Source organism: Halomonas sp. SS10-MC5, from assembly GCF_015992245.1.
Taxonomy (GTDB): Bacteria; Pseudomonadota; Gammaproteobacteria; order Pseudomonadales; family Halomonadaceae; genus Halomonas; species Halomonas sulfidoxydans.
The window spans coordinates 696,785-719,367 of the sequence record NZ_CP065435.1 but is presented as its reverse complement, the minus strand read 5'-3'; the positions used below and the strand labels follow the sequence as shown (position 1 = coordinate 719,367).

The following is a 22,583-nucleotide window of genomic DNA, read 5'->3' as shown; positions in this document are numbered from 1 at the left end:
CGACCTAGCCTCGCGCCCTATTACTGGCAGGCGGGTCGACATTGGCACCGCGAGTCGTGCTGCTGGGCTCTACTTCGACGACAAGGGCGTCAGGCGCGATTGCTGCCATAGAAGCGGTAGTGCAGCTCACGGACCCGCTCTGCCAGCCCAGGCGCCTGCCCTTCCACGATAACGCCCGGCGCGACTTCCTGAATCGGCAGGGAACGAACGGGGCTGCAGGAGCACCCAGCTCAGCGAGCCAGCCGGAGAGCTGCTCGGAGGAACTGGCATAAACGATACGCCCCAGCCCGACCCAGCCATGTGCCGCGGCGCACATCGGACAGTGCTCCCCTGAGGTATAAACGGTAGCCGCGGCACGCGCAGCCGGGCTCATGTTCGCCGCCGCCCAGCGCGCCAGTTCGAATTCGGGGTGGCGAGTTCTGTCACCGGAAGCCACCTGGTTGTGCCCTTCGGCCAGCATCCGCCCATCGCCATCGACGAGTACCGAGCCGAATGGCCGCCTACGCCTTCTTGACGAACTCCGATTTCAGCTTCATCGGCCCGAAGCCATCGATCTTGCAATCGATATCGTGGTCGCCCTCCACCAGGCGAATGCCCTTCACCTTGGTGCCCACCTTGACCACCGACGAGGTGCCCTTGACCTTGAGATCCTTGATCACGGTGACGCTGTCGCCGTCCTGCAGCACGTTGCCGTTGGCATCGTGCACCACCTTCTCGTCGCCAGGCTCTCCCTCACCCGCCACGCTCGACCACTCGTGACCGCACTCGGGGCAGGCGTACATGCCGGCGACTTCGTAGGTGTACTCGGAATGGCAGGCGGGGCAGTTCGGCAGCGCGCTCATGGGCTTCTCTTGGGCAGTTTTCGCGAAGCGCGAAGCATGCCAGAGCGCCCCAAGGGTGTCCAATGGAGCACTCGGCCATGCCCGCCGTCCCTAGCGCTTGTCCTGAGTGTTGTTCTCGAAGTCGCTGGCATCGTGGCGCTCGTGCAGCTGCATCTCCTGTGGGCCGAAGGTCCGGTTGACCATGCGCCCGCGCTGCACCGCCGGACGGGCGTCGATCTCCTTGGCCCAGCGCTGCACGTGCTCGTACTCCTGCACCTGCAAGAACTCGCCGGCATCGTAGACGCGGTTCAGCGCCAGCTGCCCGTACCAGGCCCAGCTGGCGATATCGGCGATGGTATAGTCGTCGCCACCCAGGTAGCGGCTCTCGGCCAGGCGCCGGTCCAGCACATCGAGCTGCCGCTTGGCCTCCATGGCGAAGCGATCGATGGCGTACTCGATCTTGGTCGGCGCGTAGGCGTAGAAGTGGCCGAAGCCGCCGCCCAGGTAGGGTGCGCTGCCCATCTGCCAGAACAGCCAGTTCAGCGTCTCGGTGCGCCCGGCATGATCGCGGGGCAGGAACTCGCCGAACTTCTCGGCCAGGTAGAGCAGGATCGAACCCGACTCGAACACCCGGGTGGGCGGCGTGGTGCTGTGATCCATCAGCGCCGGGATCTTGGAGTTCGGGTTGACCTCGACGAAGCCGCTGCTGAACTGTTCGCCCTCACCAATTCGGATCAGCCAGGCATCGTATTCGGCGCCAGTGTGGCCCAGCGCCAGCAGTTCCTCGAGCATGATGCCGACCTTGACCCCGTTGGGCGTGGCCAGCGAATAGAGCTGGAATGGATGCTTGCCGACCGGCCGCTCCTTGTCGTGGGTGGGGCCGGCGATGGGCCGGTTGATGTTGGCAAACTGCCCACCGCTCGCCTTCTCCCATTTCCACACCTTCGGCGGTACGTACTCGTTTCCTTGGCTCATGAGTGCTCCAGATAACAGAGTGTCGAAGCGCCCCGCTCCCCGGCGGAAAGAGGGACGCGTGCAGTAGGGGAAAGATAGCGTGTTAAGGGTTTTCCATCGAGCCAAGCATGCTGAACCGATTTTCGCGCCGCCTACTTGTTGGCGCTCGAGACGATCAGCGTGCCGCCGGCGCCCAGGAACAAGCCCCCGGTAGTGCGATGAAACGCCCGCATCCTGCCGGGGCTATCGAACCAGCGGCCCAGCCCCGAACCCAGAGTGGCGTAGAGCGTCATCAAGGTCGTGTCGATGACCAGCCAGGTCAGCGCCAGGATGACGAACTGCATCAATTGCGGTTCGCCGATGGTGATGAAGTTGGGAAACAGGGCAGCGAAGAACAGCAGGTCCTTGGGGTTGCCGATACCCACCAGGAATCCCTGGCGGAACAGGGCGGGTACGGACTGGCCCTTCACCGCCGCTGGCGCATCGGCCAGCGGCGACTGCGGCTTGGCCAACCAGGCCTGCAAGCCCAGATAGATCAGGTAGGCGCCGCCCAGCAGTTTCAGCACGAAGAAAGCCGTTTCCGAGGTGGCGAGCACGGCACCAAGCCCCAAGGCGGAAAGCGTCATCAACACCAGTGACGCCACACCGCCGCCCAGCACCGTGGCGAAGGCGCGGTGCCGCCCAAAGCGCAGGCCATGCGTGGTGCATAGCAGCGCCACCGGCCCGGGGAAAATGATCAGGGCCGTTATCACCCCGACGAAGGTCATCCAGGTCCACCACTCCACGCGTCATCTCCTTGTAGATTCGCTATTTCGTTAGCTGCAGGCCGTTCGCAGGCACTGGGACTGTTCGTAGTGCTGGTTCCCCGATCCGCTGGGCTGCAAGAGCTGATCGGCCTGCGCGGCTGATACTTGGCAAAGGGAGTGTGGCTACTCATCCGCAGAATCCCCTCCCTTCTACCTTACTACTTGCCCTCTTCTTCTACCTTTGGAATAAGCCGATACCGGTATTCCCATTCTGCGGATGCTCCCATGCGACACGGCCATGAAGATCTCGAACCCGAACATCGCCCCGAGGCAGTCAAGGCACGCCTGTCTCAGGCGCCTTCAGCGAGCAGTATGCCCGATGCGGTACTGGGCGGTATCGATGGTTGCGTCACGACATTTGCCGTCGTTTCAGGCGCTTTCGGCGCGGGCTTCTCACCCACAGTTGCCTTGGTTCTCGGTTTCGCCAACCTACTCGCCGACGGCTTCAGCATGGCAGTCAGCAACTACGAGGCTTCCCAGGCGCAACAGGAGCATATCGACAGTGTCGCCCGCCGCGAACGTCACCATATCCAGCTCATCCCCGATGGGGAGCGAGAAGAAATTCGCCAGATATTCCGGGCAAAAGGCTTCGAGGGGGAGCTGCTGGAGACAGTGGTCGAGACGCTGACCAACGATCATGATGTCTGGGTGGACACCATGCTCAAGGAGGAACATTTCCTGCCACCCGTCGGATTGAACCCCCTGCGCGCCGCGCTGACCACCTTCTTCGCTTTCATCGTCGTCGGCGCCATGCCCCTGCTGCCCTATGCGTTGCCAGGCCTGGATACGACCACACAGTTCCTGGCAAGCCTTGTCATTGCCGGTGCGATGTTCTTCGGCATCGGGATGCTCAAGAGCCTGGTCCATGAGGGGCCGGTGCTGCGTTCCGGCATCAGAACCCTGCTGATGGGCGGCGCCGCTGCCGGCCTCGCCTTCCTCAGCGGGCACCTGGCACATGCGCTATTCGGCCTGGGTTAAAGGCACGCAGAGCAGCCAAGGCTGCCATTTCCCGAGCCGTTCCAACTCGTCAGTAATCGAGCTCCCGGTCCAGTTGGCCAACGGCAACGCCCTGGCCCGTCAGCGCCGCCGCGAACGCCAGCGCGCTATCCGCCGACGTCGGTACGACACACGACGGTGAGGGATAGGGAAGACGCTACCGCTCCATCTTCCCGAGCAGCTCCAACTCCGCATCGTGCATGGAGACGAGCAGCGGCTCGCCGCGCTCGTTGACGCGGAACTGCCCGTAGCGTGCGGGTTCGTAGCGCTCGGCGTGGCCTTCCTGGAAGAAGAAGGCGTCGGTGGCGAACCGCACGCGGCCATTGCGCACCCGGTAGCGCAGGCGCAGCTCGTCGGTGCCCAGCGCCTTCTCCTCACCGCCTAGGCGCTGGAAATGCGCCACGCGCTGCGCATCCAGGCGGACGACGACATGCCCATCGGCGGCATGCAGTGCACCGCTCTGCCAGAGCCTTTCATACAGCGCATCCTGGATCTGGTTGCCGATCTCGAAGCTCAACGCCATGTAGTCGCCCTGGATCAGCGAGCGCGGGTCCACCGGCGCCAGCTCCAGATACACCACTTCACCCTCGGCCAGGTGGCGCTCCTTGGCCCAGATGCTCCAGTTGACCAGCGCCAGGATCAGCACCAGTGCCGCCGCCACCACGACCCTGTCGCGCTTGGCTGTCGCGATCATTGGCTTGCTCCCTCCCCCGCATCGGCCCTGTCCTCGTCGTTTCCTTCGATTGGCCACCCGCGGCGCAGCGCCCAGCGTACCGCCAGCAGCACTACGCCGATGGCGAACAACGTCAGTGCCTTGGCCAGCAGGGTCGCCTCGAGCCAGTAGTAATAATTGGCGATGGAGAGCAGCAACAGCAGCACGCCGCTCCCCATCACCAGCCGGTGGCCAATGGCAAAGCCCAACATCATCACCGCGGCGCCCTGGATCAAGCCATGGGCCCGCAGCGAAAGGAGCAGCAAGAGCACCACGGCCCCATAGGCGGCCAGGCGAACGCTCTGCACCATGACCTGGGCATGGCGCATGAAGAGCTGCCTGAGCAGCAGCAAGAGCGCCAGCGCACCCAGGACATTTCCGGCCCAGGGTTCCAGCCAGGTCAGGCTGACGCCGGAATCGTCATGCCAGCCGAGCTGCGGCTGGCCAAGGTACGCCATGACCTGGAGAGCCACCAGGCCAAGCAGCAGGCCGAGGCCCAGCGCCTCCACTGCCCGCACTCGGGTCGGCCAGCGAAACTCGTTGAGAAAGAGGACGACCAGCGCCAGCAGCACCAGGCCGCCAGCCAGGGAGGGCGCCGATACCCCTTCGGCCAACGCCAGATAGAGTGCCAGGCTCGCCGCGAAGGCTGAGAAACTACGGTGGGTCAGGCTCGGCATGACCATGGCAAGGATGACCTGGAGCACCAGCAGCGACCACCAGAAGCCGGCGGTCATGTCACCCAGCGCATTACCCACCGCCCAGGCCACCAGCAATTGCCCCGCCAGGCTCGCGGCCAGCGCCAGGTGTTCCAGAAAGTCGCCCTTGGCCTTCTGCAGCGCGATACAGGCGCCGGCGATCATGACCAGCCCCAGGGTGGCGGCGGCAGCGCTGCTTTCGAGCACGAACACCGCCCCCATGGCGAGGAAGCCGAGCAGGAACAGGGCGGCCAACCAGCCCGAGAACGCCTGCAATGCCCGCACGAACCAGGGCGTCTCGAGGGCTGGCGAACCTTCGTCTGGCGTAACCTCGATACCGGCCTGGGCGAGTCTGTCCCTGAGCGTCACGACGACATCTCCACATGCAGCCGCTTGAGCCAGACCGCCGCCGCGGCCCCCAGCGCCAGTACCGCCACGGCCAGCAGCAGGAAGCCGCCAGCCTCGGCCTGCCACAGCAGGTGGCGGGCCAGGAACAGGGTGACAACCGCGATCACCGACAAACAGCCGCCCGCCAGCATGAACAGATCCGGCCGCCAGTGGCGGTAGACGGCATAGAGCGCCGCCAGCCAGAGCGGATAGACCAGAATGGCAGGCGAGACATCGACCCGCTCATCGAAGATCAAGACGATCATCAGCAGGGTCAGGGGAATGCCGCTGCCCAGCGCCAGCAGGCGGGCGGCCCATCCGACCGACAGCCAGCGCCAGCGCCGCGCGCCCAGCTCCCACAATGTCAGCGCCGCGGTATTGAGTGCGAACAGCCCCCACAGCGCGGCGGTGTCGCTATCGAAAAAGAGGTCGAACGCCCCTCCCCAGGTGCGGAAGTAGAGCGCCAGCGCAAGATTGAGCAGCCCCAGCCACAGCACCCAGAGCGCATCGAATCGCGCCACCAGGGTCCAGGGCAGCATCAGCACGGCCCAGAAGAAGAACAGCTGCCAAGGGTCGGCCCCGGTCTGGTACACCTGGCCGAACAGGGCCAGCAGCACGCCCAGCAGCAGCGAGGCCGCCATGAGTGCCGCCCGCGCCACCATGGTTGCTTTTATGCCGCCACCCGCTCCGCCGCGCCCTTCGGCCCACCAATAGACGCCGATGGCTGCCAACAGCGCCGCCTGCACCAGCCCGAAGCGCAGCCAGCGTCCCATCTCGGTCCAGTTGTAGGCGATAAGAAACAGCAGCCCACAGGTCAGCGCCAGCGTGCCCAGCCACAGCAGCAGCCGGTCCAGAAACACCGCCCAGGCCCGCCCCGAAGGGTGGAGCCCGGAAAGCGCGACCGCTCGCGCCACCTGCTCACGCGAAATCTCACCGCGCTCGATCAATGCCACCAGCTCACGGCGAATGGAGGCCATGTCGTTTCCTTGATTGCCTTTCTGTCACCTGGCTTATAGCAGAGTACAGCGCATCGCGAGAGCCGTCTGGATAGCCAGGCTTGCTAGAGCGCCGCTATGACCCGCCATGCCTCGGCGATGTCCTGCTGGCCGAAGACTTGCACTCCGTGCTGGCGAAGCAGCGCCGCGGTGACACCGGCACCGGCCCGTTTCTCACCCGAGAAGCTACCGTCGTAAACCTGCGTGCTGCCGCAGGAGGGGCTGTACTCGGTAAGGACCGCCACCTTGATGGCATGCTTCCGGCACAGCTGGAGCGCCAGCGAGGCTCCCTGCCGAAACACCTCGGTGAGATCGACTCCGCCGCGATCGACGACCTGCGCCGAACCGGCGAGTACCCCACCCCCATCGCCGGCGATGATTTCGGCGGGTGCCCGGGGCGTGGGCAGGCCGGCATCGACCTCGGGGCAAACCGAAATCACCCGACCCTCGGCCTGCCACTGCGCGAGGATCTCCGAGGCCAGGCTCTTGGCCCCGCCGTCGTAGCGTACCCGCCTGCCCAGCAGGCAGGCGCTGACCAGCACCTTTTCCATTGGCCCTCCCGTTTCGTGACGCCTCGCTGCCTCCCGCCCGTCTACTTTAGCGGATCCTAGAGAGAAAAAACCCGCCTCCTGGGCGGGTCACGCAAGACGCTCATAGGCAGCCCCGGGCCGGCCTCGGCTCAATAGCCCACGGTAAAGCGCTGGCGCACGTGGGCAGGACGTTCGAGCTCATCGACCAGGGCGATGGCGTAGTCTTCGAACGAGATGCTGGAACCGTTTTCGTTACTCAGCAGCGCATCCTTGCCGAGGCGGAAATTACCGGTCCGCTCCCCCGCGATGAACAGCGCCGAAGGCGACAGAAAGGTCCAGTCGAGGTCATCGACGGTACGCAGACGCTCCAGGAAGGCCGCGCCTGCACTCGCCTCCGCCTTGTACTCGGCCGGAAACTCCGGCTGGTCGATCAATCGCTGGCCCGGCGCGACTTCAAGGCTGCCGGCGCCGCCCACCACCAGATAACGTTTCACACCGGAGTCGCGTACCGCGCCAATCAGCTCATCGATATCGGTGGCCGTGAAATGCACCGAACTGATCACCGCATCGTGGCCGCTCAGCAGATCGGCCAGTCCCGCGCGGTCGTGAACGTCCCCATGGCGGGCCATGACACCCGGTAGCTTGTCGATTCGTTCGGGGTGCCTGGCGATGGCAGTCACCATATGACTGCGCTCGGAGAGTTCCGCAAGGATACGAGAGCCGGCGTTGCCGGAAGCACCGATGAGAGCGACGTTTGCCATGACTAAGTCCTCCTAGGTTTTAAATAGAGACCTGGTCTACCAAATAGACCTAAGCGGCAAACTATGGTACTTCTCATCCATCCGCAAGAAGTCACCGCGGTGCGACCCGGTCACACCGTGATGACTCATGAGCACCCAAGGAGCCCGCCATGACTCAACTACAATCCGAGGTTGCCGAATTCGACAATCCCTGCCCCATTCGCGACGTACTCGACCGCATCGGCGATCAATGGAGCGTCCTCGTTCTGCTGACCCTTCAGCCCGGCACCAAGCGCTTCAACGAGCTGATGCGCGAGATCGGCGACATCTCCAAGCAGATGCTCTCGCGCACGCTGAAGCACCTGGAACAGGACGGCTTCATCACCCGCACGGTTTATCCGGAAGTGCCTCCCCGCGTGGAGTACGACCTCACTGAACTCGGCCACTCCTTCCTCGAACCGATGCAGGCCCTGGTGACCTGGGCCGACACCCACCACCGCACCATCGTCGCGGCAAGGGAACGTTATCGCGACCGGCGGGAGTAACAAGTGTGACGGGATTGAGATGGATGCGCTGATCACGGCCGCGGGCCGTGCACTCTCGGCGGGCGATCCTCTCGGGGCCTTGAACCGGGTCGCCCTGCGTGACGATGCGCCGGCGCTGGCGCTGCGGGGGATCGCGATGGCCCAGCTTGGCGATTTCACGCGAGCCAGGCTGCTGTTGCAGCGTGCCTCACGCGCCTTCGGTGCCAGGGAAGAGACGGCTCGTGCGCGGTGCATCGTCGCCGAGGCCGAGATTGCCCTGGCGTCGCGCGACCTGGGCTGGCCCACGAAGCGGCTCGACTCGGCGCGGGCCACGCTCGAGGTGCACGGCGACCTGACGAACGCCGCCCACGCGCGGTCCCTCGTGGCCCGCCGCCTGCTCCTGCTCGGCCGCCTGGGCCAGGCGGAGCATGCCCTGGCCCAGCTCGAACCCTCCACCCTTCCTCCGGCCCTGGGCGCCGTTCACGCGCTGACCGTGGCAGGCATCGCCCTGCGCCGGCTGCACACCGAGACAGCACGCGCCGCCCTGGAGCGAGCCGAACGGAGCGCACGCCTCGCCGGCGTCCCCGCGCTGCTGGCGGAAGTGGAGAGCGCCTGCCTTGCCCTGAATGCCCCCGCCGCACGCCTGGTGAGCCATGGCCAGGAGCACCTGCTGCAGCTGCATGAGGTCGAGGCGCTACTGCAATCCAAGGCGCTCGTCATCGATGCCTGCCGTCATGCCGTTCGCGATGGCGATGCCGTGGTCTCGCTCGCCACGCGCCCGGTGCTGTTCGCCCTGGCCCGCTTGCTGGGCGAAGCCTGGCCCGCAGACGTATCGCGGGATGCGCTCATCGCCCGGGCGTTTCGCACCCGCTTCGCCGACGACTCGCACCGGATCCGGCTGCGCGTCGAACTCGGCCGGCTGCGCAGGGCACTCGCCCCCCTGGCCGGAGTGCGCGCGACACCCCGGGGCTACATGCTGGAGCCAGGAGCCGCGTCGGAGGTCGCAGTGATGGCGCGCCCCATCGAAGGCAAGCATGGCGAGGTGCTGGCCCTGCTCAGCGACGGTGAGCCGTGGTCGAGCTCGGCCCTGGCCATGGCCCTTGGCGTCAGCCAACGCAACACGCAGCGAGCGCTCGAAGCGCTCGCCGATGCGGGCAAGGTGCAATCCTTCGGCCGCGGCAGGGCACGGCGCTGGATCGCCCCTTCGGTGCCGGGTTTCACGACAACCTTGTTACTCCCAGGCCCACTGCCCGGCGCATAGGCTGAAGAGGTCCCCTACCAACGAGGTCAACGACATGAACCGTTCAGCAGCAGAACTCCTCGAGGAATTCGGCCCCTTCCCCGGCATGGACAGCGTCCACGGCGTCACCTATGACGGCCGGCACGTCTGGCTGGCTACCGGCGACAGACTCAATGCCATCGACCCCGATACCGGCGAGCCGCAGCGCTCGATCGAGACCGCCGCCGATGCCGGCACGGCCTTCGACGGCCGGCATCTGTTCCAGGTCGCCGAGGATCGCATCCTCAAGATCGAGCCTGCCAGCGGCCACATCCTCGCCACCATTCCCGCCCCGCCGGGGGGCAACTCGGGGCTGGCCTGGGCCGAGGGTTCGCTCTGGCTAGGCCAGTACCGCGACCGCAGGATCCACCAGATCGATCCCGACAGCGGGGCAATTCTGCGCACCATCGAAGCCAACCGCTTCGTCACCGGCGTCACCTGGGTCGACGGCGAACTCTGGCATGGCACCTGGGAGGAGGACGGCAGCGACCTGAGGCGAATCGACCCTATTTCGGGCGAGGTGCTGCAGCAGCTCGAGATGCCCCAGGGAATGGGCGTCTCCGGGCTCGAGTCGGATGGCGCCGAGCGCTTCTTCTGCGGCGGTGGCGACAGCGGCAAGCTAAGGGTCGTACGTCGCCCGCGGTAAGGCGATACGGCGTGACGGCGGCGCACCGTCACGCCACACGACGCGCTTCCTCCGCCGGCTCCATCGGAGACCTGGTCAGGCGGAGGGCGCCAGCGTGGAGCGCCCCATCAGGGCCTCCATCTTCTCCTGGGGTTGCTGAGCACGGTGCGTTTCCTTGGGGGGAAGGGCGAATACCGGAATAGCGCGCTCCTGAACGGCCGCTCACGACCGACGTATCGTCTCATCCTACACCGCCGCCCACCGCAAGCGGCAGCGGTGCCGCAGCCCTTCGGCGGGACGATGAATCGACCCGGCAGGGTGCTGCAAACCTGCCACACTACACCCCGGCAAGAGGAAAGGAGTACCCCATGCAATATCGCAAACTCGGCAACACCGGCCTGTTCGTTTCCCAGTTCTGCCTGGGCACCATGACCTTCGGCGGCGAGGGCGAGCTCTGGAGCAAGATCGGCAATCTCCAGCAGAGCGACGCCGAGCGGCTGATCGCCCGCGCCCTGGAAGCCGGCATCAACTTCATCGATACCGCCGACGTCTACTCCGAGGGGCTCTCGGAGCGCATCACCGGCCAGGCCCTGAAGAACCTCGGCGTACCCCGCGACGAGGTGGTCGTCGCCACCAAGGTATTCGGCGAGACCGGCGCCGGCATCAATGCCAGGGGGCTGTCGCGCTACCACATCATGGAGGGCGTGAAGGCGAGCCTGAAGCGCCTGCAGCTCGACCACATCGACCTCTACCAGGTGCACGGCTTCGACCCCGCCACGCCCATCGAGGAGACCCTGAGCGCGCTGGATACCCTGGTCCAGCACGGCCACGTGCGTTATGTCGGCGTCTCCAACTGGGCCGCCTGGCAGATCGTCAAGGCACTCGGCATCGCCGAACGCAAGGGGCTGAACCGCTTCCAGTCGCTGCAGGCCTACTACACCCTGGCCGGACGCGACCTGGAGCGCGAGATCGTGCCGATGCTGGAGAGCGAAGGCCTCGGCCTGATGGTGTGGAGCCCGCTCGCCGGCGGCCTGCTCAGCGGCAAGTACGGCCGCGGCGACCGGGCCAGTGGCGAGGGGCGCCGCGTCAACCTCGATTTCCCGCCGGTGGACGAGGCGCGCGCCCATGGCTGCGTCGACGTCATGCGCGGCATCGCCGAGGCCAAGGGCGTCAGCGTCGCCCAGATTGCGCTGGCCTGGCTGTTGCATCAGCCGGCGGTCACCAGCGTGATCCTCGGTGCCAAGCGCATCGACCAGCTCGACGACAACATCGCCGCCGCGCAGGTCACGCTCAGCGCAGACGAACTCGCCGAGCTCGACCGCGTCAGTGAGCTGCCGGCCGAGTATCCCGGCTGGATGATCGAGCTCCAGGGCGAGTCCCGCCGCCAGCAGCTGGCACTGGCGGGCCGTTACTGAGGCCGCGGCCAGCTGCCCCCTCCGGGCCGATGCGCCCGGAGGGGGCATCATGACGATGGCGGGCGGGTGTCCTCCTTGCGTTCACCCTTGGCGATATCCGCCTGGCTCAGCACCACCACCTCGCGCGGCCACCACTCGGGGTGCTCGGCACGAATGAAGTTCATCAGCTTTTCGCGGATCTGCATCTCCGCGACCCAGCCGGCGAAGGGGTCGGAGGCCATGAGGTAGCAGCTGACGGTCTGGGCCCGTTCGGTCTGCCCCGTCACGTAGCAGCACAGCTTGTGGTGCTCGACGACGTTGTCCTCCTCCTTGGCGAATTCCATGAACTTCTCCCGAATGAGCTGGATGTCGGCGCTCAGGTGGACGACCAGCTCCAGCGTCCGATACATCTTGGCGCTCTTCACCGAGAGGTTCTCGAAGGGCTTGGAGACGAAGTAGGTCACCGGCACGATCAGGCGCCGTTCATCCCAGCTCCTCAACCGGATGAAGGTGTAGAAGATGCCTTCCACGTAGCACCACTGCCCTTCGAACATCACCAGGTCGCCGATACGGATGGGCTTGGCCAGCGACAGCTGGAACGAGGAGAGGATGTTGCCCAGCACCGCCTGCCCGGCGATACCCACCAGCACCGCCAGCACGCTGGCCGAGGCCAGCAGCGACATGCCCAGGGTCTCGAAGAGCTGGATCTGGCTCAGCACGTAGACCGAAACCGCGGTCACCGTGACCAGGATGATGACCCGGCGCAGCGCATACAGCGTCGTCAGCAGCTTGCGCTCGTCCTTGGGCTTGGTGTCGTCGATCTCGCCGACGATGCGCCGCGTCACCTTGAGCAGGATGGTATCCACCAGGCGCAGCGCAATCGTGCCTGCCCCCCAGGCGATCAGGATCGTCAGCAGCACGCGGATGAAGGTGGTCGCCACGGCGGTGAACGAGACCACGTAGTCGAGCAGGGCCTGGGCCGTGAACGCCATGACCAGCAGCGCCATGGGGCTGCCGATCCGGCTGGCGAAGATGCTCGGCCAGCCGGAGGGGAACCAGTGCGCCAGCCACCCGACCAGGCCGTGCACGCTCCAGCCCACCAGGCCGATGGCCAGCACAAACAGCGGAATGGCGATCCACTCCCAGAACTCGAGCCAACCGAGCGATGTCTTGAAGCGCTCCGGGATGTACTCCTCCAGCAGCGAGGGGCCATAAGCCTCGTAGAGCGTGGGAATGGTCGAGACGCTGTCCGGTGTCACCAGCCAGACCGGGTCCTCGTCGTCCAGCCGGTACCGCCCCAGGCGAATGTCGTAGGCCTCGCCATCGAGCGTGAGCGAGGCCAGTTCGATGTCCCGTCGCGGCTCGCCGGTGCGGGGGTGCTGGCCCGAGGGGTCCTCGATGGCGGCATCCTGGCGCCCGGAGAGGTTGGATACGTTGAGCCACTCGCCGCGCCGCAGCACCTCGGCCAGTTGCCTGGCCAGCTCGGGGCCGCGACGCTCCTGCTCCGCCTCGTCGAGCTCGGAGAGGTTGAGCATGTGGGCGGCGGCGGTGAAGTTCTTCTCCTCGGCAAGCTTCAGGAAACTGCGGATCGCCTCGCGAGGCGTCTGTCGCTTGGCCTCCTCGGGCACCTCGCCCAGCCCGGCGTTGAGTGAATCGACAGAGAACCACTGCTCGCGCTCCTCGTCCTCATCCTCTTGTGCCTGCACCGCCCCCAGGCCGGCCATGAGGAGTGTCACCGCCAGCGCGGCCCACAGGAATGCTCTCATACACCTCTTCCCGATCTAGCGTACCTACTGCCACTTCCCTCTGGCAGCTCGTCCACCCCGACGGAACCGGGCCTGATGCCGATTGCCCGATCGCGGGTTGGTCGAAGTACAGCCTACCGGTTACCGCTTCGTCCAGTCCGGGGGAGGTGGCGCTGCCGCCCGAGGCCCTCCGCCTCAAGGAGTTCCCAAGCCTGGACGCCCCCGGCTTACGCAGGGCTGGTGGCAAAAAATAAAAAATATAACCTTTGACCTACACAGCCAAAGCATGACACCGTCGGTTCAGTTGGTAGGCAAGCAGCATGGTTTCAGTAGCGTTCGGATTCGTTCGGCAGCCCTGTGATTTCTCCTTGTTTTACCCGCTACTCATCTGGGTAACACCAGGAACATGGCAAGGCGCAATAGCGCGAAAGGAATTCGATTATGACGACTGGAACAGTCAAGTGGTTCAATGACTCCAAGGGCTTCGGCTTCATTACTCCGGCCGATGGAAGCGACGATGTTTTTGCCCACTTTTCCGAGATCCAATCGGAAGGTTTCAAGTCCCTGCAGGAAGGTCAGAACGTCACGTTTGACGTGACCCAGGGCAAGAAAGGCCTTCAGGCTTCGAACATCAAGCTCGCCGGACCTTAACGGTCGCGAGTTCTCGAACCTCCCCGGTTCGACAGCAAGGCCCGCCTAGGCGGGCCTTGCTGCGTCGTGGATTGGGCGCGCGAAATCGGGAATGCGGAAGCGGCGGCGATAGGCGCTCGGGGCGAGGCCGGTGGTGCGCTTGAACAGGCGCCGGAAGAAGGCCGAGTCCTCGTAGCCGACCCGCCAGCTGATCTCCTCGACCGAGGCCTCGGTGCGCTCGAGCCGGCGCTTGGCGTCCTCGATGCGCAGGCGCTGGACGTAGGCGATCGGCGTCAGGCCGGTAGCACTGGCGAAGCGCCGCTTGAAGGTGCGCTCGGCCAGCGACGAGCGCTCTATCATCGCCTCCACCGGGCGGGCGAGCGCGAAATGTTCACCCAGCCACTGCTGAGCGCGCTGGATCTCGCCATCGCCATGATCCGTCTTGGCGGCAAACACCAGGTAGGGCGTGAGGCCATCCTGGTGCCACTGCAACGCAAAGGCCCGAGCGACCTCCTGCGCCATGGTGGCCCCGGCGTAGCGCGCGATGAGATAGAGCGCCAGGTCGTGCCAGCTCATCGAAGCCCCCGAACTCACCAGCTCCTCGTGCTGGCCGGCAATCACCAGCACGCGCTCGGGGTGGGTCGACACGGCGGGATAGTCGCTCATGAACGCCTCCGCATAGCCGAAATGCACCGTCGCCTCCTGGCCGTCGAACAGCCCGGTCTCGGCCAGCAGGAACACGCCCGAGCATGCCGAGCAGAGCACCGCGCCCCTTGCGTGCATGTCGCCGAGCCACCCAGCCAGACGGGGGTAGCGCCCCTTCTCCCAGCCCTGGGGCGGGAGCAACACCGAGGGCACGATCACGATGTCGCTCGTCTCGATGCTGTCGATGGCGCGCTGCACCTCGATCGGCACGCCGCTGGCGAGCCGCATCGGACCCATCGCCTCTCCCACGATCTCGACATGAAACGGGGCCACCGCGCCGGGCTGCACCATGCCCATCAGCGAAATGGCGTTCAGCACGTCGTAGAGCCCGGTCAGGGTGGATACCACGGCATCAGGCAGCGCCACGAGGCTGACGTGACGAGGGCTCGCTTCGGCAGGGCTGGTCATGGCGCGTGGCGCCTCGCGGGAAGGGAATAGTCAGTGTGGCACAAACAGACCGATTCCGGGCGATTTAGGCTCTTCAGCGGGCCGGGCCACCCGGTGATGATGAGCGGGACGCTACTCCCTCAACAACAAGACAGGAACTGCACTTGATGAACGCCCCTGCCATCGATCCAACCAAACTCGAAGCCTTGGTCAACCTGGCCGTCGGCGACATCTCCGCCGCCTACGGCGGGGTGATGATCAGCCTGGGCAGCAAGCTCGGCCTTTACCAGGCCATGGCGGGCGCCGGCCCGCTCAGCGCCGAGGAGCTCGCCAGCCGCACCGGCTGCGCCGAACGCTACGTGCGCGAGTGGCTGAACGCCCAGGCCGCCGGCGGCTACGTGGGCTACCACGCCACCAGCGACCGCTACGAACTCTCCCCCGAGCAGGCCATGGTGCTGGCCGACGAGGAGAGCCCCGTCTTCATCCCCCACGCCTGGCAGGTGCCGGCCTCCATGTGGTTCGACGAGGAGCGCACTCTGGAGGCGTTTCGTACCGGCAAGGGCGTAGCCTGGGGCGACCACGACAGCCGCCTGCAGTGCGGCGTGGCGGCCTTCTACCGCAACGGCTATCGCGCCAGCCTGGTACCGGAGTGGCTACCCGCCCTGGAGGGCGTGGTCGGCCGGCTCGACGCCGGTATCGCCGTGGCCGACGTGGGCTGCGGCCACGGCCACTCGACCGTGCTGATGGCCAAGGCTTTCCCCAACTCCCGCTTCCACGGCATCGATGCCCACCCGGCCTCGATCGAGGCGGCTCGGCGCAACGCCGACGAGGCAGGCGTGGCCGACCGCGTGAGCTTCGAGATCGCCCGGGCGGTGGATTACGCCGATCGTCAGTATGGCCTCATCTGCTTCTTCGACTGCCTGCACGACATGGGCGACCCCGTTGCCGCCGCCCGCTACGCCGAGCAGGTGCTGGCCCCTGGGGGCACGGTGATGCTGGTCGAGCCCTACGCCCAGGACAGGGTCGAGAACAACCTCTCCGTCGTCTCGCGCATGTACTACGCCGCCTCCACCACCATCTGCTGCGCCCACGCCATCTCGGAAGGCGGCCAGCTCGTGCTCGGCGCCCAGGCCGGCGAAGCCCGCCTGGCCGATGTGTTCCGCCAGGCCGGCTTCACCCACTTCCGCCGTGCCGCCGAAACGCCGTTCAACCTGATCCTCGAAGCGAGGCGGTGAGTTCGCCGGGCCCGGCAACCGGGCCCGGCAACCCACAAGGCACCAGCGGCTTCGGGGACTGGTCATCAGGCCAGCGCCTCGAAGCGCTGGATCTCCTCCGCAGGCAAACGAGGGTCTCACGAGCGACGTTGGCCTGCATGCTGACCCGGGCCACTTCGCGCAGGGCCTCATCGACGGCCCTGTGCCGGTGGGTAGGTTGTCAGTTAACAACCTGGCGTAAGAAATCGCTGAAACTCTTGTAAGCCATATCTCAACCCCTCGCTCAGTCATGACCCGCCGCTCCAGGCGAACAATAATGAGTTTCAACATGGAGAAAGACCGAGGGATTGGGATGCACTCACCGAAGACCGACAAATACCTGTTTGCCACCCTGCTGCTGGCCGGCGGTTCGCCGGCCAGCGGCGAACCGCCGGCGCACTACCTGGAGCGCGCGGGTGCTGTGCTGATGGAAGCCGGGGGCGATACGCAGCACTACGAGAAGGCGCTGGCGATCTACGACGAGGGGCTGGCGCGCCACCCCGACCACACCGAACTGCGCACCAACCGCGTCAGCCTGCTTGCCAGTCTGGGCCGTTATGAAGCAGCCAGCCGCGACCTGGATGCGCTCGACGAGGAGGGATTGCACAAGGAGGGAATGCTGCTGCGCTGCATGCTGCACGAGCGCCTGGAGGGAGCCACGGACGATGCCGTGGCGTGCTATGCCAAGGTGGAGGCCGCCTACGTCATGGCTGGCGAGCCAACTGACACGCCGAACGCCAACCACATCCTCGCGGCCCGCCTGGCCGGCTCGCCCGAAGCCGAGGCGCTGCTGCTGGAATGGCAGGCTAGTGAGGAAGCCGGGCAGAACCCGATGTCGGGAGAGATGCTGGAGATGGAGCGCGAAGCGTTGATCCGGGTGTTTTTGCCGTAAGCTGCACGGTACAGGGTCTCACCAAGCCAACGAGGCATTGAATGGCGAAGAAGATCGAAAGCCCGTGCGTCTCGATATGCCAACTGAAAGGCGATCTCTGCATCGGCTGCGGCCGCACGATGGAAGAGATACGCCACTGGAAAGCGATGAAGCGGCCGGAGAAGATGAAAACGGTGAAGCGCGCCGATGAGCGCCTGAAGAAACTCCCCCGGGATTGAGGCAGGGGAAGGTCGAGCGGAAGAAGGTGAAGCGGGGAGCGTTACGGAGAGAGTTACGGAGAGAGCGACCAGGATGGACGACATGATCGAACGGGCGGCGCTGTTCAGCCGCGCCGCCCACCAGGCCGTGGGGCAGCGGCGCAAGTACACCGACGAGCCCTACTGGCGGCACCCGGCGAACGTCGCGAAGAGAGTGTCGGCCGTGGAGACGGCGACAGCGGAGATGATCGCCGCCGCCCACCTGCACGACGTGCTCGAGGATACCGCCGTGACGGCGCTGGACATCGAGGCGTGCTTCGGCGAGCGGGTGGCCGTTCTGGTCCTGGAGCTGACGGATCAATTCATCGACCCGGAAATCGGCAACCGCGCTCACCGCAAGGCGCTGGAGCGCGACAGGCTGGCGCAGATCTCCCCCGAGGCGCAGACCATCAAGTACGCCGACCTGATCGACAACACCGGCAGCATCGTCGCGCGGGCCCCCGGCTTCGCCCGGGTCTACCTGGCCGAAAAGCGCCTGCTCCTGGAAGTGATGACAGCGGGTGACGAGGCGCTGAGGCGCCAGGCATGGAGCGTATTAATTGAAGGCGAGGCAAGGATCCGCGGCGCTGCGCGGTAACCAGCGACAGTCGACCGATCCCATGGATACGGCCAGGAGTTACCGATCGGTAATTTTTCTGTAAATCGAACCTTGATTCCCACGAAAATTACCGATCGGTAATTTCCTCATTGCGAATCAGTAAATCCCTGCCTAGAATTACCGAACGGTAATTACAAGCGGATTTGCCATGCCGACCACCGACTTCCCGCCTACCCAGGCCGCCACCATTCGCCACAGCGAAGACCTCGGCAAGCTGGTGCGCCAGCTGCGCGCCGAACAGGGGCTGTTGCAGATCGACCTGGCCGGCCTCGCCGGCACCGGCAATCGCTTCATCGTCGACCTGGAGCGCGGCAAGCCGACACTGCAATTGCAGAAGGTGCTGGATGTACTCGACCTGATGGGGCTCGAGGTGGTGGTGCGGCGCAAGGGTGGCAACCGCCATGGCGAGTGACGATACCCTGGAGCTTTACCACGGCGACAGGCATGTCGGCCGGTTGCATGACGCACAACCGCTGCGCTTCGAATATGCCTCCGCTTGGCTGGAGCACCCTGAAGCGGTGAGCCTTTCTCCTTCCCTACCCCTCTCGCAGCAGGTGCATGTAGGCGATGCGGTGCTGGCCTATTTCGAAAACCTGCTGCCGGAAGGCGACCTGCGCCGTCACCTCGAGCTTCGCCACCACACCACGACCGTTTTCGGCCTGCTGAAGGCCATCGGCGGAGACACGGCCAGCGGCTTCACTCTGCTGCCGCCAGGAGAAACACCCGCTCCGCCGCACTATCGGCCCATCAGTTGGGAAGCGCTGGCGGAACACCTACGGCACAGAGAACGAGGGCCTCTGCTCTCGCAGCAGAGCGAAGAGGCGCGGATCACGCTGGCCGGCGCTCAGAACAAGTTGCTGCTAATGGTGCAAGCAGACGGAAGCCCCGCCATCCCGGAAGGGTCGGCCCCTTCCAGCCATATCCTCAAGCCGGATATCCAAGGCTTGAGAGGTGTATGGGCCAGCGCCATCAACGAAACCTTCTGCATGCAGCTGGCCGCCGAACTCGGGCTCGAAGTCGCCGAAGCCAGCTACCAGCCCGATACCCACGCCTGCCTCGTGCGCCGGTACGACCGGGCGCCCGACGAACAGGGCCGGCTGCGTCGCCTGCACCAGCTCGACTTCTGCCAGCTTGCCGGTACCCCCTCGCTGATCAAGTACGAAAGCGACGGCGGCCCCGGCCTGGCGCGCTGTCGTGAACTCATGCAGCAGGTGGGAGCACCGGCTAAGGACCTGCAGCGCCTGATCGCCTGGTGCTTCTTCAACCTGCTGATCGGCAACAACGACAGCCATGCCAAGAACCTTGCCATCCTCTACACCGAGGAAGGCCCCCGGCTGGCGCCGTTCTATGATCTGATGAGCACCACGCTCTATAGCGGCCTCGCACGCCGCTTCGCGTTTCGCATCAATGGTGAGGATCACCCCGGCAGCATCGAACGCTCACACCTGGAAGCGCTGGCACGCTCGATGCGATTCCAACCGCGCTACTTCGTCAAGCAAGGTCTCGAACTCGCCGAACGCATGCCGGCAGCCATCGACGCTACCCTCACCACCCTGAGCGCCGAGGCCCAGCAAGGCACTGAGCAAACGCTGCTGGAACGGCTGCAGCAACGCCTGCTGAGAAACTGCCACAAGCTGCCGGAGCGGTGGGTCGTTGGGAGGTGACCCCTCCAACGCAAGCACCTGCCACACCTTCCTTGATCAGACATAGCCAGGCCATGGCGAGCATCCGCTTCGGTATGGCGCACGCCTAACGCGCCTCCAGCAACGCATCGACCAGCTCGGCCAGGCTCGCCTCACAGCGTGCCTGCGGCGCCCGCGCCTCGTCCCCCGGGCGATACTTGCCTGAGCGAATCAGGCAGGCCTGCAGGCCGAGCTCCATGGCGGCGACCACATCGCACCCCACGTCATCGCCCACCATCAGCGCCTCGCCGGGCGTCACGCCGATCTCGTCGAGCACGGCATGAAAGAAATCGCTCGCGGGTTTCCCCAGCACCTTGGCCTCGATGCCGGCGGCGTATTCCAGGGCGCGCACGAAGGGCCCCGCGTCCAGGTGCAGCATGCCCGACTGGCGAAAGTAGCGGTTGGTGCCCACGGCGAGCAACGGCGCCCCCTCCAGCAGCAGCCGGAAGGCCTCGTCGAGGTGGGCATAGTCCAGGCGCTGCTCGGCATCGCCGAGCACCACCGCGTTGGGCGCTTCGCAGGGTAGGCCGGCAAACTCGGGCTCGAGCCGCTCATGGATCAGCAGGTAGGGACGAAGACCACTGCGCTCGAGATAGCGACGGATGGCCCCCGGTGCGGTGAACACCTGCTCGGGCGCCGGGGCGAAGCCCAGTCGCTGCAGCTCGTCGCACACCGCGGCCGAGGTCTTGCGCGAGGTGTTGGTCAGGAAGCGCAGCGCCAGGCCGCTGGACTGCAGCCGCGCCACCGCCTCCACGGCGCCGGGCAGGGCCTCGCCGTCCTCGCTCAGCACGCCACTGATGTCGAGCAAGACCGCCTTGAGCATCGGCGTCTCTCCCCGTCGCGTCTCAGCAGGATTGACTACATTGAGGCTAGGCTTCTGTCCGTAAACTGCCTACGCTCGCTGCCTTTTCAGACACAGCCTAGCCCGCGCAGCGCTGTCCATCCATGCCTGGCGGCCCCGTTCCGGTCAGTCTCGCGGGAGCGGAAGGTACTCGGCAGCCAGCGGCTCGCTGCCTGGCTGGTGTCCAGCGCAGGCTCAGGAGCCAGATACGCAAATAATTCCATTCACCACTCCATTTGCGAACAAAGATTCCGCTTTTTATACAAAAGTTAGAGCAATGATCTTAATTATCAGCAGGTAGCAGACTTTCTGGGAAGTGCTGTTAAACTCCGCCCATGACAGGCTCTGCCCCGCGGCGGAGCTTTCCATTTTCCATCGGCAGGGAGACCTTCATGGCCCGCAAAATCATCGTTCTTGGTGCCGGCATGGTCGGCGTATCCGTGGCCTGGCATCTGGTGCGTCGCGGCCATGACGTCACGCTGGTGGACCGCCGCGAGCCGGGCCTCGAGACCTCCTTCGGCAATGCCGGCATCATCCAGCGCGAGGCGGTGCGCCCCTACGCCTTCCCCCGCGATATCGCCACCCTGCTGCGGGTAGTGCCCAACCGCCAGGTGGACATCCGCTACCGCCCCACCGGCATGCTGAGCGCGGCGGGCCCGCTGCTGGACTACTGGCTGAACTCGAGCGGCAAGCGCTACGAGCGCATCGTGAACGAGTGGGCCTCGCTGATCATACGCTGCCAGGATGCCCACGCGCCGATGATCGAGGCCGCCGGCGCCGAGGCACTGGTGCGCAAGGGCGGCTGGCTGGAGCTTTACCGCACTCAAAAGGAGTTGGAGGAGCGCCAGAAAGAAGCCCAGGAGAACCACGAGCGCTTCGGGGTCGAGTATGAGGTGCTGGACACCGAGGCGCTCTACGCCAAGGAGCCGCATCTGGGCAAGGGGCTGATCGGGGCAATCCACTGGACACAGCCCTGGATGGTCTCGGACCCGGGCGGCCTGGTGCAGGCCTACGCCCGCAGCTTTGCCGAACAGGGCGGCCATGTGATGAAGGCCAGCGTCGAGGACGTGCTCCAGGTCGATGGCGGCTGGCGAGTCAATACCAGCGAGGGAACCCTGGAGGCAGAGGAAGTGGTGGTGGCCCTGGGGCCCTGGGCCGGTGAAATGCTGGCGAGACAAGGCATGAAAGTGCCGCTGTTCGTGAAGCGCGGCTACCACATGCACTACTCCGCCGAAGGGGAAGCCAAGCTCAACCACTGGGTGATGGACGCCGAGAAAGGCTTCCTGCTCGAACCCATGCGCGCCGGCATTCGCCTGACCACCGGCGCCGAGCTGGCCGACCTGGAATCGCCGCCCCAGTACAAGCAGCTGGCCGCCGCCGAGAAGGTGGCACGCAAGCTGTTCCCGCTGGGCAAGCGTCGCGACAGCCAGCCCTGGAAAGGCGCCCGCCCCTGCCTGCCCGACATGAAGCCGGTGATCGGCCCCGCCCCCAACAAGGAAGGGCTGTGGCTCGCCTTCGGCCACGGCCACCAGGGCTTCACCCTGGGCCCGGCCACCGGTGAGCTACTCGCCCAGATGATGGATGGCGAAGAGCCGGCGGTGGATATGGCACCGTTCCGCGTCGACCGCTTCTGACGCAAATCACTACTTCACTACGGAAGCGGGCGCCCTTGAGGCGCCCGCTTTAATTCCAGAGTTACCGATCGGTAATTTTTACCTCTAATCAAGCCTCAATCATCCTCATAATTACCGATCGGTACGCTCAACCGCTGCGCTTCGAGTATGCGACCGAGTGGCAGGAATCGGCCCCGCCACCGGCGAACCGCTCGCCCAGATGATCGATGGCGAAGAACCTGCGGGGGATATTGACCCCGTTCCGCGTCGATCGATTCTGAGTGTGATGTAACACGAAAGCGAGCGCCCATGACGCGCCCGCTTTATGCTTTGCCCTCGCCTTAATATATTGCTCGTATAGCATCTCATGGAATGGCAGCTCTATATTGTCAACAAGAGCTACTCGTCTTGATCCAAGCGCCCCTGGGTGCCGATAAAGCTTGCGGGATCGACTTCTATAAGATAATGCAGGAGCGCTGCCAGGGTATCGTGGGAAAATAGCAAAGCGATAAGAAACGTATC

At 65.3% G+C, this 22,583-nt stretch carries 25 protein-coding genes; 13 read left to right on the top strand and 12 right to left on the bottom strand.

Features of this window, described 5'->3' with window-relative positions; genetic code table 11:
- Window positions 1-4: 4 nt before the first annotated feature.
- The 4 genes from I4484_RS03325 to I4484_RS03310 all read right to left on the bottom strand — a co-directional run bounded on the left by I4484_RS03325 (window position 5) and on the right by I4484_RS03310 (window position 2,560).
- Complete coding sequence (locus tag I4484_RS03325) at window positions 5-460, bottom strand: nucleoside deaminase (protein ID WP_234283618.1); 456 nt, start codon at window positions 458-460, stop codon at window positions 5-7.
- Window positions 461-500: 40 nt separating this feature from the next.
- Window positions 501-842 carry a zinc ribbon domain-containing protein YjdM gene (locus I4484_RS03320; RefSeq protein ID WP_197449612.1) on the bottom strand — a complete coding sequence of 114 codons (342 nt, stop codon included), beginning with the start codon at window positions 840-842 and terminating at the stop codon, window positions 501-503.
- A gap of 90 nt (window positions 843-932) precedes the next feature.
- Window positions 933-1,796, bottom strand: coding sequence for a glutathione-dependent disulfide-bond oxidoreductase (yghU, locus tag I4484_RS03315; RefSeq protein WP_197449611.1), 864 nt, complete (start codon window positions 1,794-1,796; stop codon window positions 933-935).
- Window positions 1,797-1,927: 131 nt separating this feature from the next.
- Window positions 1,928-2,560, bottom strand: a complete 633-nt coding sequence (locus I4484_RS03310) for a LysE family translocator (protein ID WP_197449610.1) — start codon at window positions 2,558-2,560, stop codon at window positions 1,928-1,930.
- A gap of 246 nt (window positions 2,561-2,806) precedes the next feature.
- Here I4484_RS03310 and I4484_RS03305 point away from each other — a divergent pair, with 246 nt between their 5' ends.
- Window positions 2,807-3,559, top strand: coding sequence for a VIT1/CCC1 transporter family protein (locus I4484_RS03305; protein ID WP_197449609.1), 753 nt, complete (start codon window positions 2,807-2,809; stop codon window positions 3,557-3,559).
- Window positions 3,560-3,734: 175 nt separating this feature from the next.
- Here the strand turns inward: I4484_RS03305 and I4484_RS03300 are convergent, their stop codons facing one another.
- From I4484_RS03300 to I4484_RS03280, 5 genes are all read right to left on the bottom strand, one after another.
- A complete protein-coding gene (locus I4484_RS03300) occupies window positions 3,735-4,271 on the bottom strand; it encodes a GDYXXLXY domain-containing protein (protein WP_197449608.1) in 537 nt (178 codons plus the stop codon).
- The gene (locus I4484_RS03295) at window positions 4,268-5,353 is read right to left on the bottom strand and encodes a DUF4401 domain-containing protein (RefSeq protein ID WP_197449607.1); all 1,086 of its coding nucleotides are present in this window, start codon (window positions 5,351-5,353) and stop codon (window positions 4,268-4,270) included. The genes I4484_RS03300 and I4484_RS03295 overlap by 4 nt, the downstream gene beginning before the upstream one ends.
- On the bottom strand, window positions 5,350-6,348 hold the full coding sequence (locus I4484_RS03290) for a DUF2157 domain-containing protein (RefSeq protein ID WP_197449606.1): 999 nt from the start codon (window positions 6,346-6,348) through the stop codon (window positions 5,350-5,352). Before I4484_RS03290 ends, I4484_RS03295 begins: the two co-directional genes overlap by 4 nt.
- Window positions 6,349-6,431: 83 nt before the next feature.
- On the bottom strand, window positions 6,432-6,917 hold the full coding sequence (locus tag I4484_RS03285) for a DUF523 domain-containing protein (RefSeq protein ID WP_197449605.1): 486 nt from the start codon (window positions 6,915-6,917) through the stop codon (window positions 6,432-6,434).
- Between the two features lie 128 nt (window positions 6,918-7,045).
- A complete protein-coding gene (locus I4484_RS03280; RefSeq protein WP_197449604.1) occupies window positions 7,046-7,657 on the bottom strand; it encodes an NAD(P)-dependent oxidoreductase in 612 nt (203 codons plus the stop codon).
- Window positions 7,658-7,806: 149 nt separating this feature from the next.
- Between I4484_RS03280 and I4484_RS03275 the strand changes: the two genes are divergently transcribed.
- The 4 genes from I4484_RS03275 (at window position 7,807) to I4484_RS03260 (ending at window position 11,479) form a co-directional block, all read left to right on the top strand.
- Complete coding sequence (locus I4484_RS03275; RefSeq protein WP_197449603.1) at window positions 7,807-8,181, top strand: helix-turn-helix domain-containing protein; 375 nt, start codon at window positions 7,807-7,809, stop codon at window positions 8,179-8,181.
- Window positions 8,182-8,200: 19 nt separating this feature from the next.
- Complete coding sequence (locus I4484_RS03270; protein WP_197449602.1) at window positions 8,201-9,421, top strand: helix-turn-helix domain-containing protein; 1,221 nt, start codon at window positions 8,201-8,203, stop codon at window positions 9,419-9,421.
- A gap of 34 nt (window positions 9,422-9,455) precedes the next feature.
- On the top strand, window positions 9,456-10,085 hold the full coding sequence (locus I4484_RS03265) for a glutamine cyclotransferase (RefSeq protein WP_197449601.1): 630 nt from the start codon (window positions 9,456-9,458) through the stop codon (window positions 10,083-10,085).
- A 347-nt stretch (window positions 10,086-10,432) separates the two neighbouring features.
- Entirely contained in the window at window positions 10,433-11,479 is a 1,047-nt protein-coding gene (locus tag I4484_RS03260) for an aldo/keto reductase (RefSeq protein ID WP_197449600.1), read from the top strand.
- Between the two features lie 47 nt (window positions 11,480-11,526).
- Here I4484_RS03260 and I4484_RS03255 read toward each other — a convergent pair whose 3' ends face one another.
- Window positions 11,527-13,182, bottom strand: a complete 1,656-nt coding sequence (locus I4484_RS03255) for a mechanosensitive ion channel family protein (RefSeq protein ID WP_234283643.1) — start codon at window positions 13,180-13,182, stop codon at window positions 11,527-11,529.
- A gap of 462 nt (window positions 13,183-13,644) precedes the next feature.
- Here I4484_RS03255 and I4484_RS03250 point away from each other — a divergent pair, with 462 nt between their 5' ends.
- A complete protein-coding gene (locus I4484_RS03250; protein ID WP_197449598.1) occupies window positions 13,645-13,854 on the top strand; it encodes a cold-shock protein in 210 nt (69 codons plus the stop codon).
- A 45-nt stretch (window positions 13,855-13,899) separates the two neighbouring features.
- Here the strand turns inward: I4484_RS03250 and I4484_RS03245 are convergent, their stop codons facing one another.
- Window positions 13,900-14,946, bottom strand: a complete 1,047-nt coding sequence (locus I4484_RS03245) for a GlxA family transcriptional regulator (RefSeq protein ID WP_197449597.1) — start codon at window positions 14,944-14,946, stop codon at window positions 13,900-13,902.
- Between the two features lie 146 nt (window positions 14,947-15,092).
- Between I4484_RS03245 and I4484_RS03240 the strand changes: the two genes are divergently transcribed.
- The 6 genes from I4484_RS03240 (at window position 15,093) to I4484_RS03215 (ending at window position 19,589) form a co-directional block, all read left to right on the top strand.
- Window positions 15,093-16,160 carry a class I SAM-dependent methyltransferase gene (locus I4484_RS03240; protein WP_197449596.1) on the top strand — a complete coding sequence of 356 codons (1,068 nt, stop codon included), beginning with the start codon at window positions 15,093-15,095 and terminating at the stop codon, window positions 16,158-16,160.
- 331 nt (window positions 16,161-16,491) lie between these two features.
- Window positions 16,492-17,070 carry a tetratricopeptide repeat protein gene (locus I4484_RS03235; protein ID WP_197449595.1) on the top strand — a complete coding sequence of 193 codons (579 nt, stop codon included), beginning with the start codon at window positions 16,492-16,494 and terminating at the stop codon, window positions 17,068-17,070.
- A gap of 41 nt (window positions 17,071-17,111) precedes the next feature.
- Complete coding sequence (locus I4484_RS03230; protein WP_167112086.1) at window positions 17,112-17,288, top strand: DUF1289 domain-containing protein; 177 nt, start codon at window positions 17,112-17,114, stop codon at window positions 17,286-17,288.
- Between the two features lie 82 nt (window positions 17,289-17,370).
- On the top strand, window positions 17,371-17,904 hold the full coding sequence (locus tag I4484_RS03225; RefSeq protein WP_234283619.1) for an HD domain-containing protein: 534 nt from the start codon (window positions 17,371-17,373) through the stop codon (window positions 17,902-17,904).
- Between the two features lie 169 nt (window positions 17,905-18,073).
- On the top strand, window positions 18,074-18,337 hold the full coding sequence (locus I4484_RS03220) for a helix-turn-helix transcriptional regulator (protein WP_197449593.1): 264 nt from the start codon (window positions 18,074-18,076) through the stop codon (window positions 18,335-18,337).
- The gene (locus tag I4484_RS03215) at window positions 18,327-19,589 is read left to right on the top strand and encodes a type II toxin-antitoxin system HipA family toxin (protein WP_197449592.1); all 1,263 of its coding nucleotides are present in this window, start codon (window positions 18,327-18,329) and stop codon (window positions 19,587-19,589) included. Before I4484_RS03220 ends, I4484_RS03215 begins: the two co-directional genes overlap by 11 nt.
- Window positions 19,590-19,674: 85 nt before the next feature.
- Here the strand turns inward: I4484_RS03215 and I4484_RS03210 are convergent, their stop codons facing one another.
- Entirely contained in the window at window positions 19,675-20,430 is a 756-nt protein-coding gene (locus I4484_RS03210) for a TIGR01458 family HAD-type hydrolase (RefSeq protein WP_197449591.1), read from the bottom strand.
- A gap of 410 nt (window positions 20,431-20,840) precedes the next feature.
- Here I4484_RS03210 and I4484_RS03205 point away from each other — a divergent pair, with 410 nt between their 5' ends.
- A complete protein-coding gene (locus I4484_RS03205; protein WP_197449590.1) occupies window positions 20,841-22,082 on the top strand; it encodes an FAD-binding oxidoreductase in 1,242 nt (413 codons plus the stop codon).
- Window positions 22,083-22,583 lie beyond the last annotated feature (501 nt).

Coding starts and splice junctions, on each gene's coding strand:
- I4484_RS03325 (WP_234283618.1), bottom strand. CDS start 460: ATGCTGGCCGAAGGGCACAACCAGGTGGCTTCCGGTGACAGAACTCGC.
- I4484_RS03320 (WP_197449612.1), bottom strand. CDS start 842: ATGAGCGCGCTGCCGAACTGCCCCGCCTGCCATTCCGAGTACACCTAC.
- yghU (WP_197449611.1), bottom strand. CDS start 1,796: ATGAGCCAAGGAAACGAGTACGTACCGCCGAAGGTGTGGAAATGGGAG.
- I4484_RS03305 (WP_197449609.1), top strand. CDS start 2,807: ATGCGACACGGCCATGAAGATCTCGAACCCGAACATCGCCCCGAGGCA.
- I4484_RS03300 (WP_197449608.1), bottom strand. CDS start 4,271: ATGATCGCGACAGCCAAGCGCGACAGGGTCGTGGTGGCGGCGGCACTG.
- I4484_RS03290 (WP_197449606.1), bottom strand. CDS start 6,348: ATGGCCTCCATTCGCCGTGAGCTGGTGGCATTGATCGAGCGCGGTGAG.
- I4484_RS03285 (WP_197449605.1), bottom strand. CDS start 6,917: ATGGAAAAGGTGCTGGTCAGCGCCTGCCTGCTGGGCAGGCGGGTACGC.
- I4484_RS03280 (WP_197449604.1), bottom strand. CDS start 7,657: ATGGCAAACGTCGCTCTCATCGGTGCTTCCGGCAACGCCGGCTCTCGT.
- I4484_RS03275 (WP_197449603.1), top strand. CDS start 7,807: ATGACTCAACTACAATCCGAGGTTGCCGAATTCGACAATCCCTGCCCC.
- I4484_RS03270 (WP_197449602.1), top strand. CDS start 8,201: ATGGATGCGCTGATCACGGCCGCGGGCCGTGCACTCTCGGCGGGCGAT.
- I4484_RS03265 (WP_197449601.1), top strand. CDS start 9,456: ATGAACCGTTCAGCAGCAGAACTCCTCGAGGAATTCGGCCCCTTCCCC.
- I4484_RS03260 (WP_197449600.1), top strand. CDS start 10,433: ATGCAATATCGCAAACTCGGCAACACCGGCCTGTTCGTTTCCCAGTTC.
- I4484_RS03255 (WP_234283643.1), bottom strand. CDS start 13,182: ATGGCCGGCCTGGGGGCGGTGCAGGCACAAGAGGATGAGGACGAGGAG.
- I4484_RS03250 (WP_197449598.1), top strand. CDS start 13,645: ATGACGACTGGAACAGTCAAGTGGTTCAATGACTCCAAGGGCTTCGGC.
- I4484_RS03245 (WP_197449597.1), bottom strand. CDS start 14,946: ATGACCAGCCCTGCCGAAGCGAGCCCTCGTCACGTCAGCCTCGTGGCG.
- I4484_RS03240 (WP_197449596.1), top strand. CDS start 15,093: ATGAACGCCCCTGCCATCGATCCAACCAAACTCGAAGCCTTGGTCAAC.
- I4484_RS03235 (WP_197449595.1), top strand. CDS start 16,492: ATGCACTCACCGAAGACCGACAAATACCTGTTTGCCACCCTGCTGCTG.
- I4484_RS03230 (WP_167112086.1), top strand. CDS start 17,112: ATGGCGAAGAAGATCGAAAGCCCGTGCGTCTCGATATGCCAACTGAAA.
- I4484_RS03225 (WP_234283619.1), top strand. CDS start 17,371: ATGATCGAACGGGCGGCGCTGTTCAGCCGCGCCGCCCACCAGGCCGTG.
- I4484_RS03220 (WP_197449593.1), top strand. CDS start 18,074: ATGCCGACCACCGACTTCCCGCCTACCCAGGCCGCCACCATTCGCCAC.
- I4484_RS03215 (WP_197449592.1), top strand. CDS start 18,327: ATGGCGAGTGACGATACCCTGGAGCTTTACCACGGCGACAGGCATGTC.
- I4484_RS03210 (WP_197449591.1), bottom strand. CDS start 20,430: ATGCTCAAGGCGGTCTTGCTCGACATCAGTGGCGTGCTGAGCGAGGAC.
- I4484_RS03205 (WP_197449590.1), top strand. CDS start 20,841: ATGGCCCGCAAAATCATCGTTCTTGGTGCCGGCATGGTCGGCGTATCC.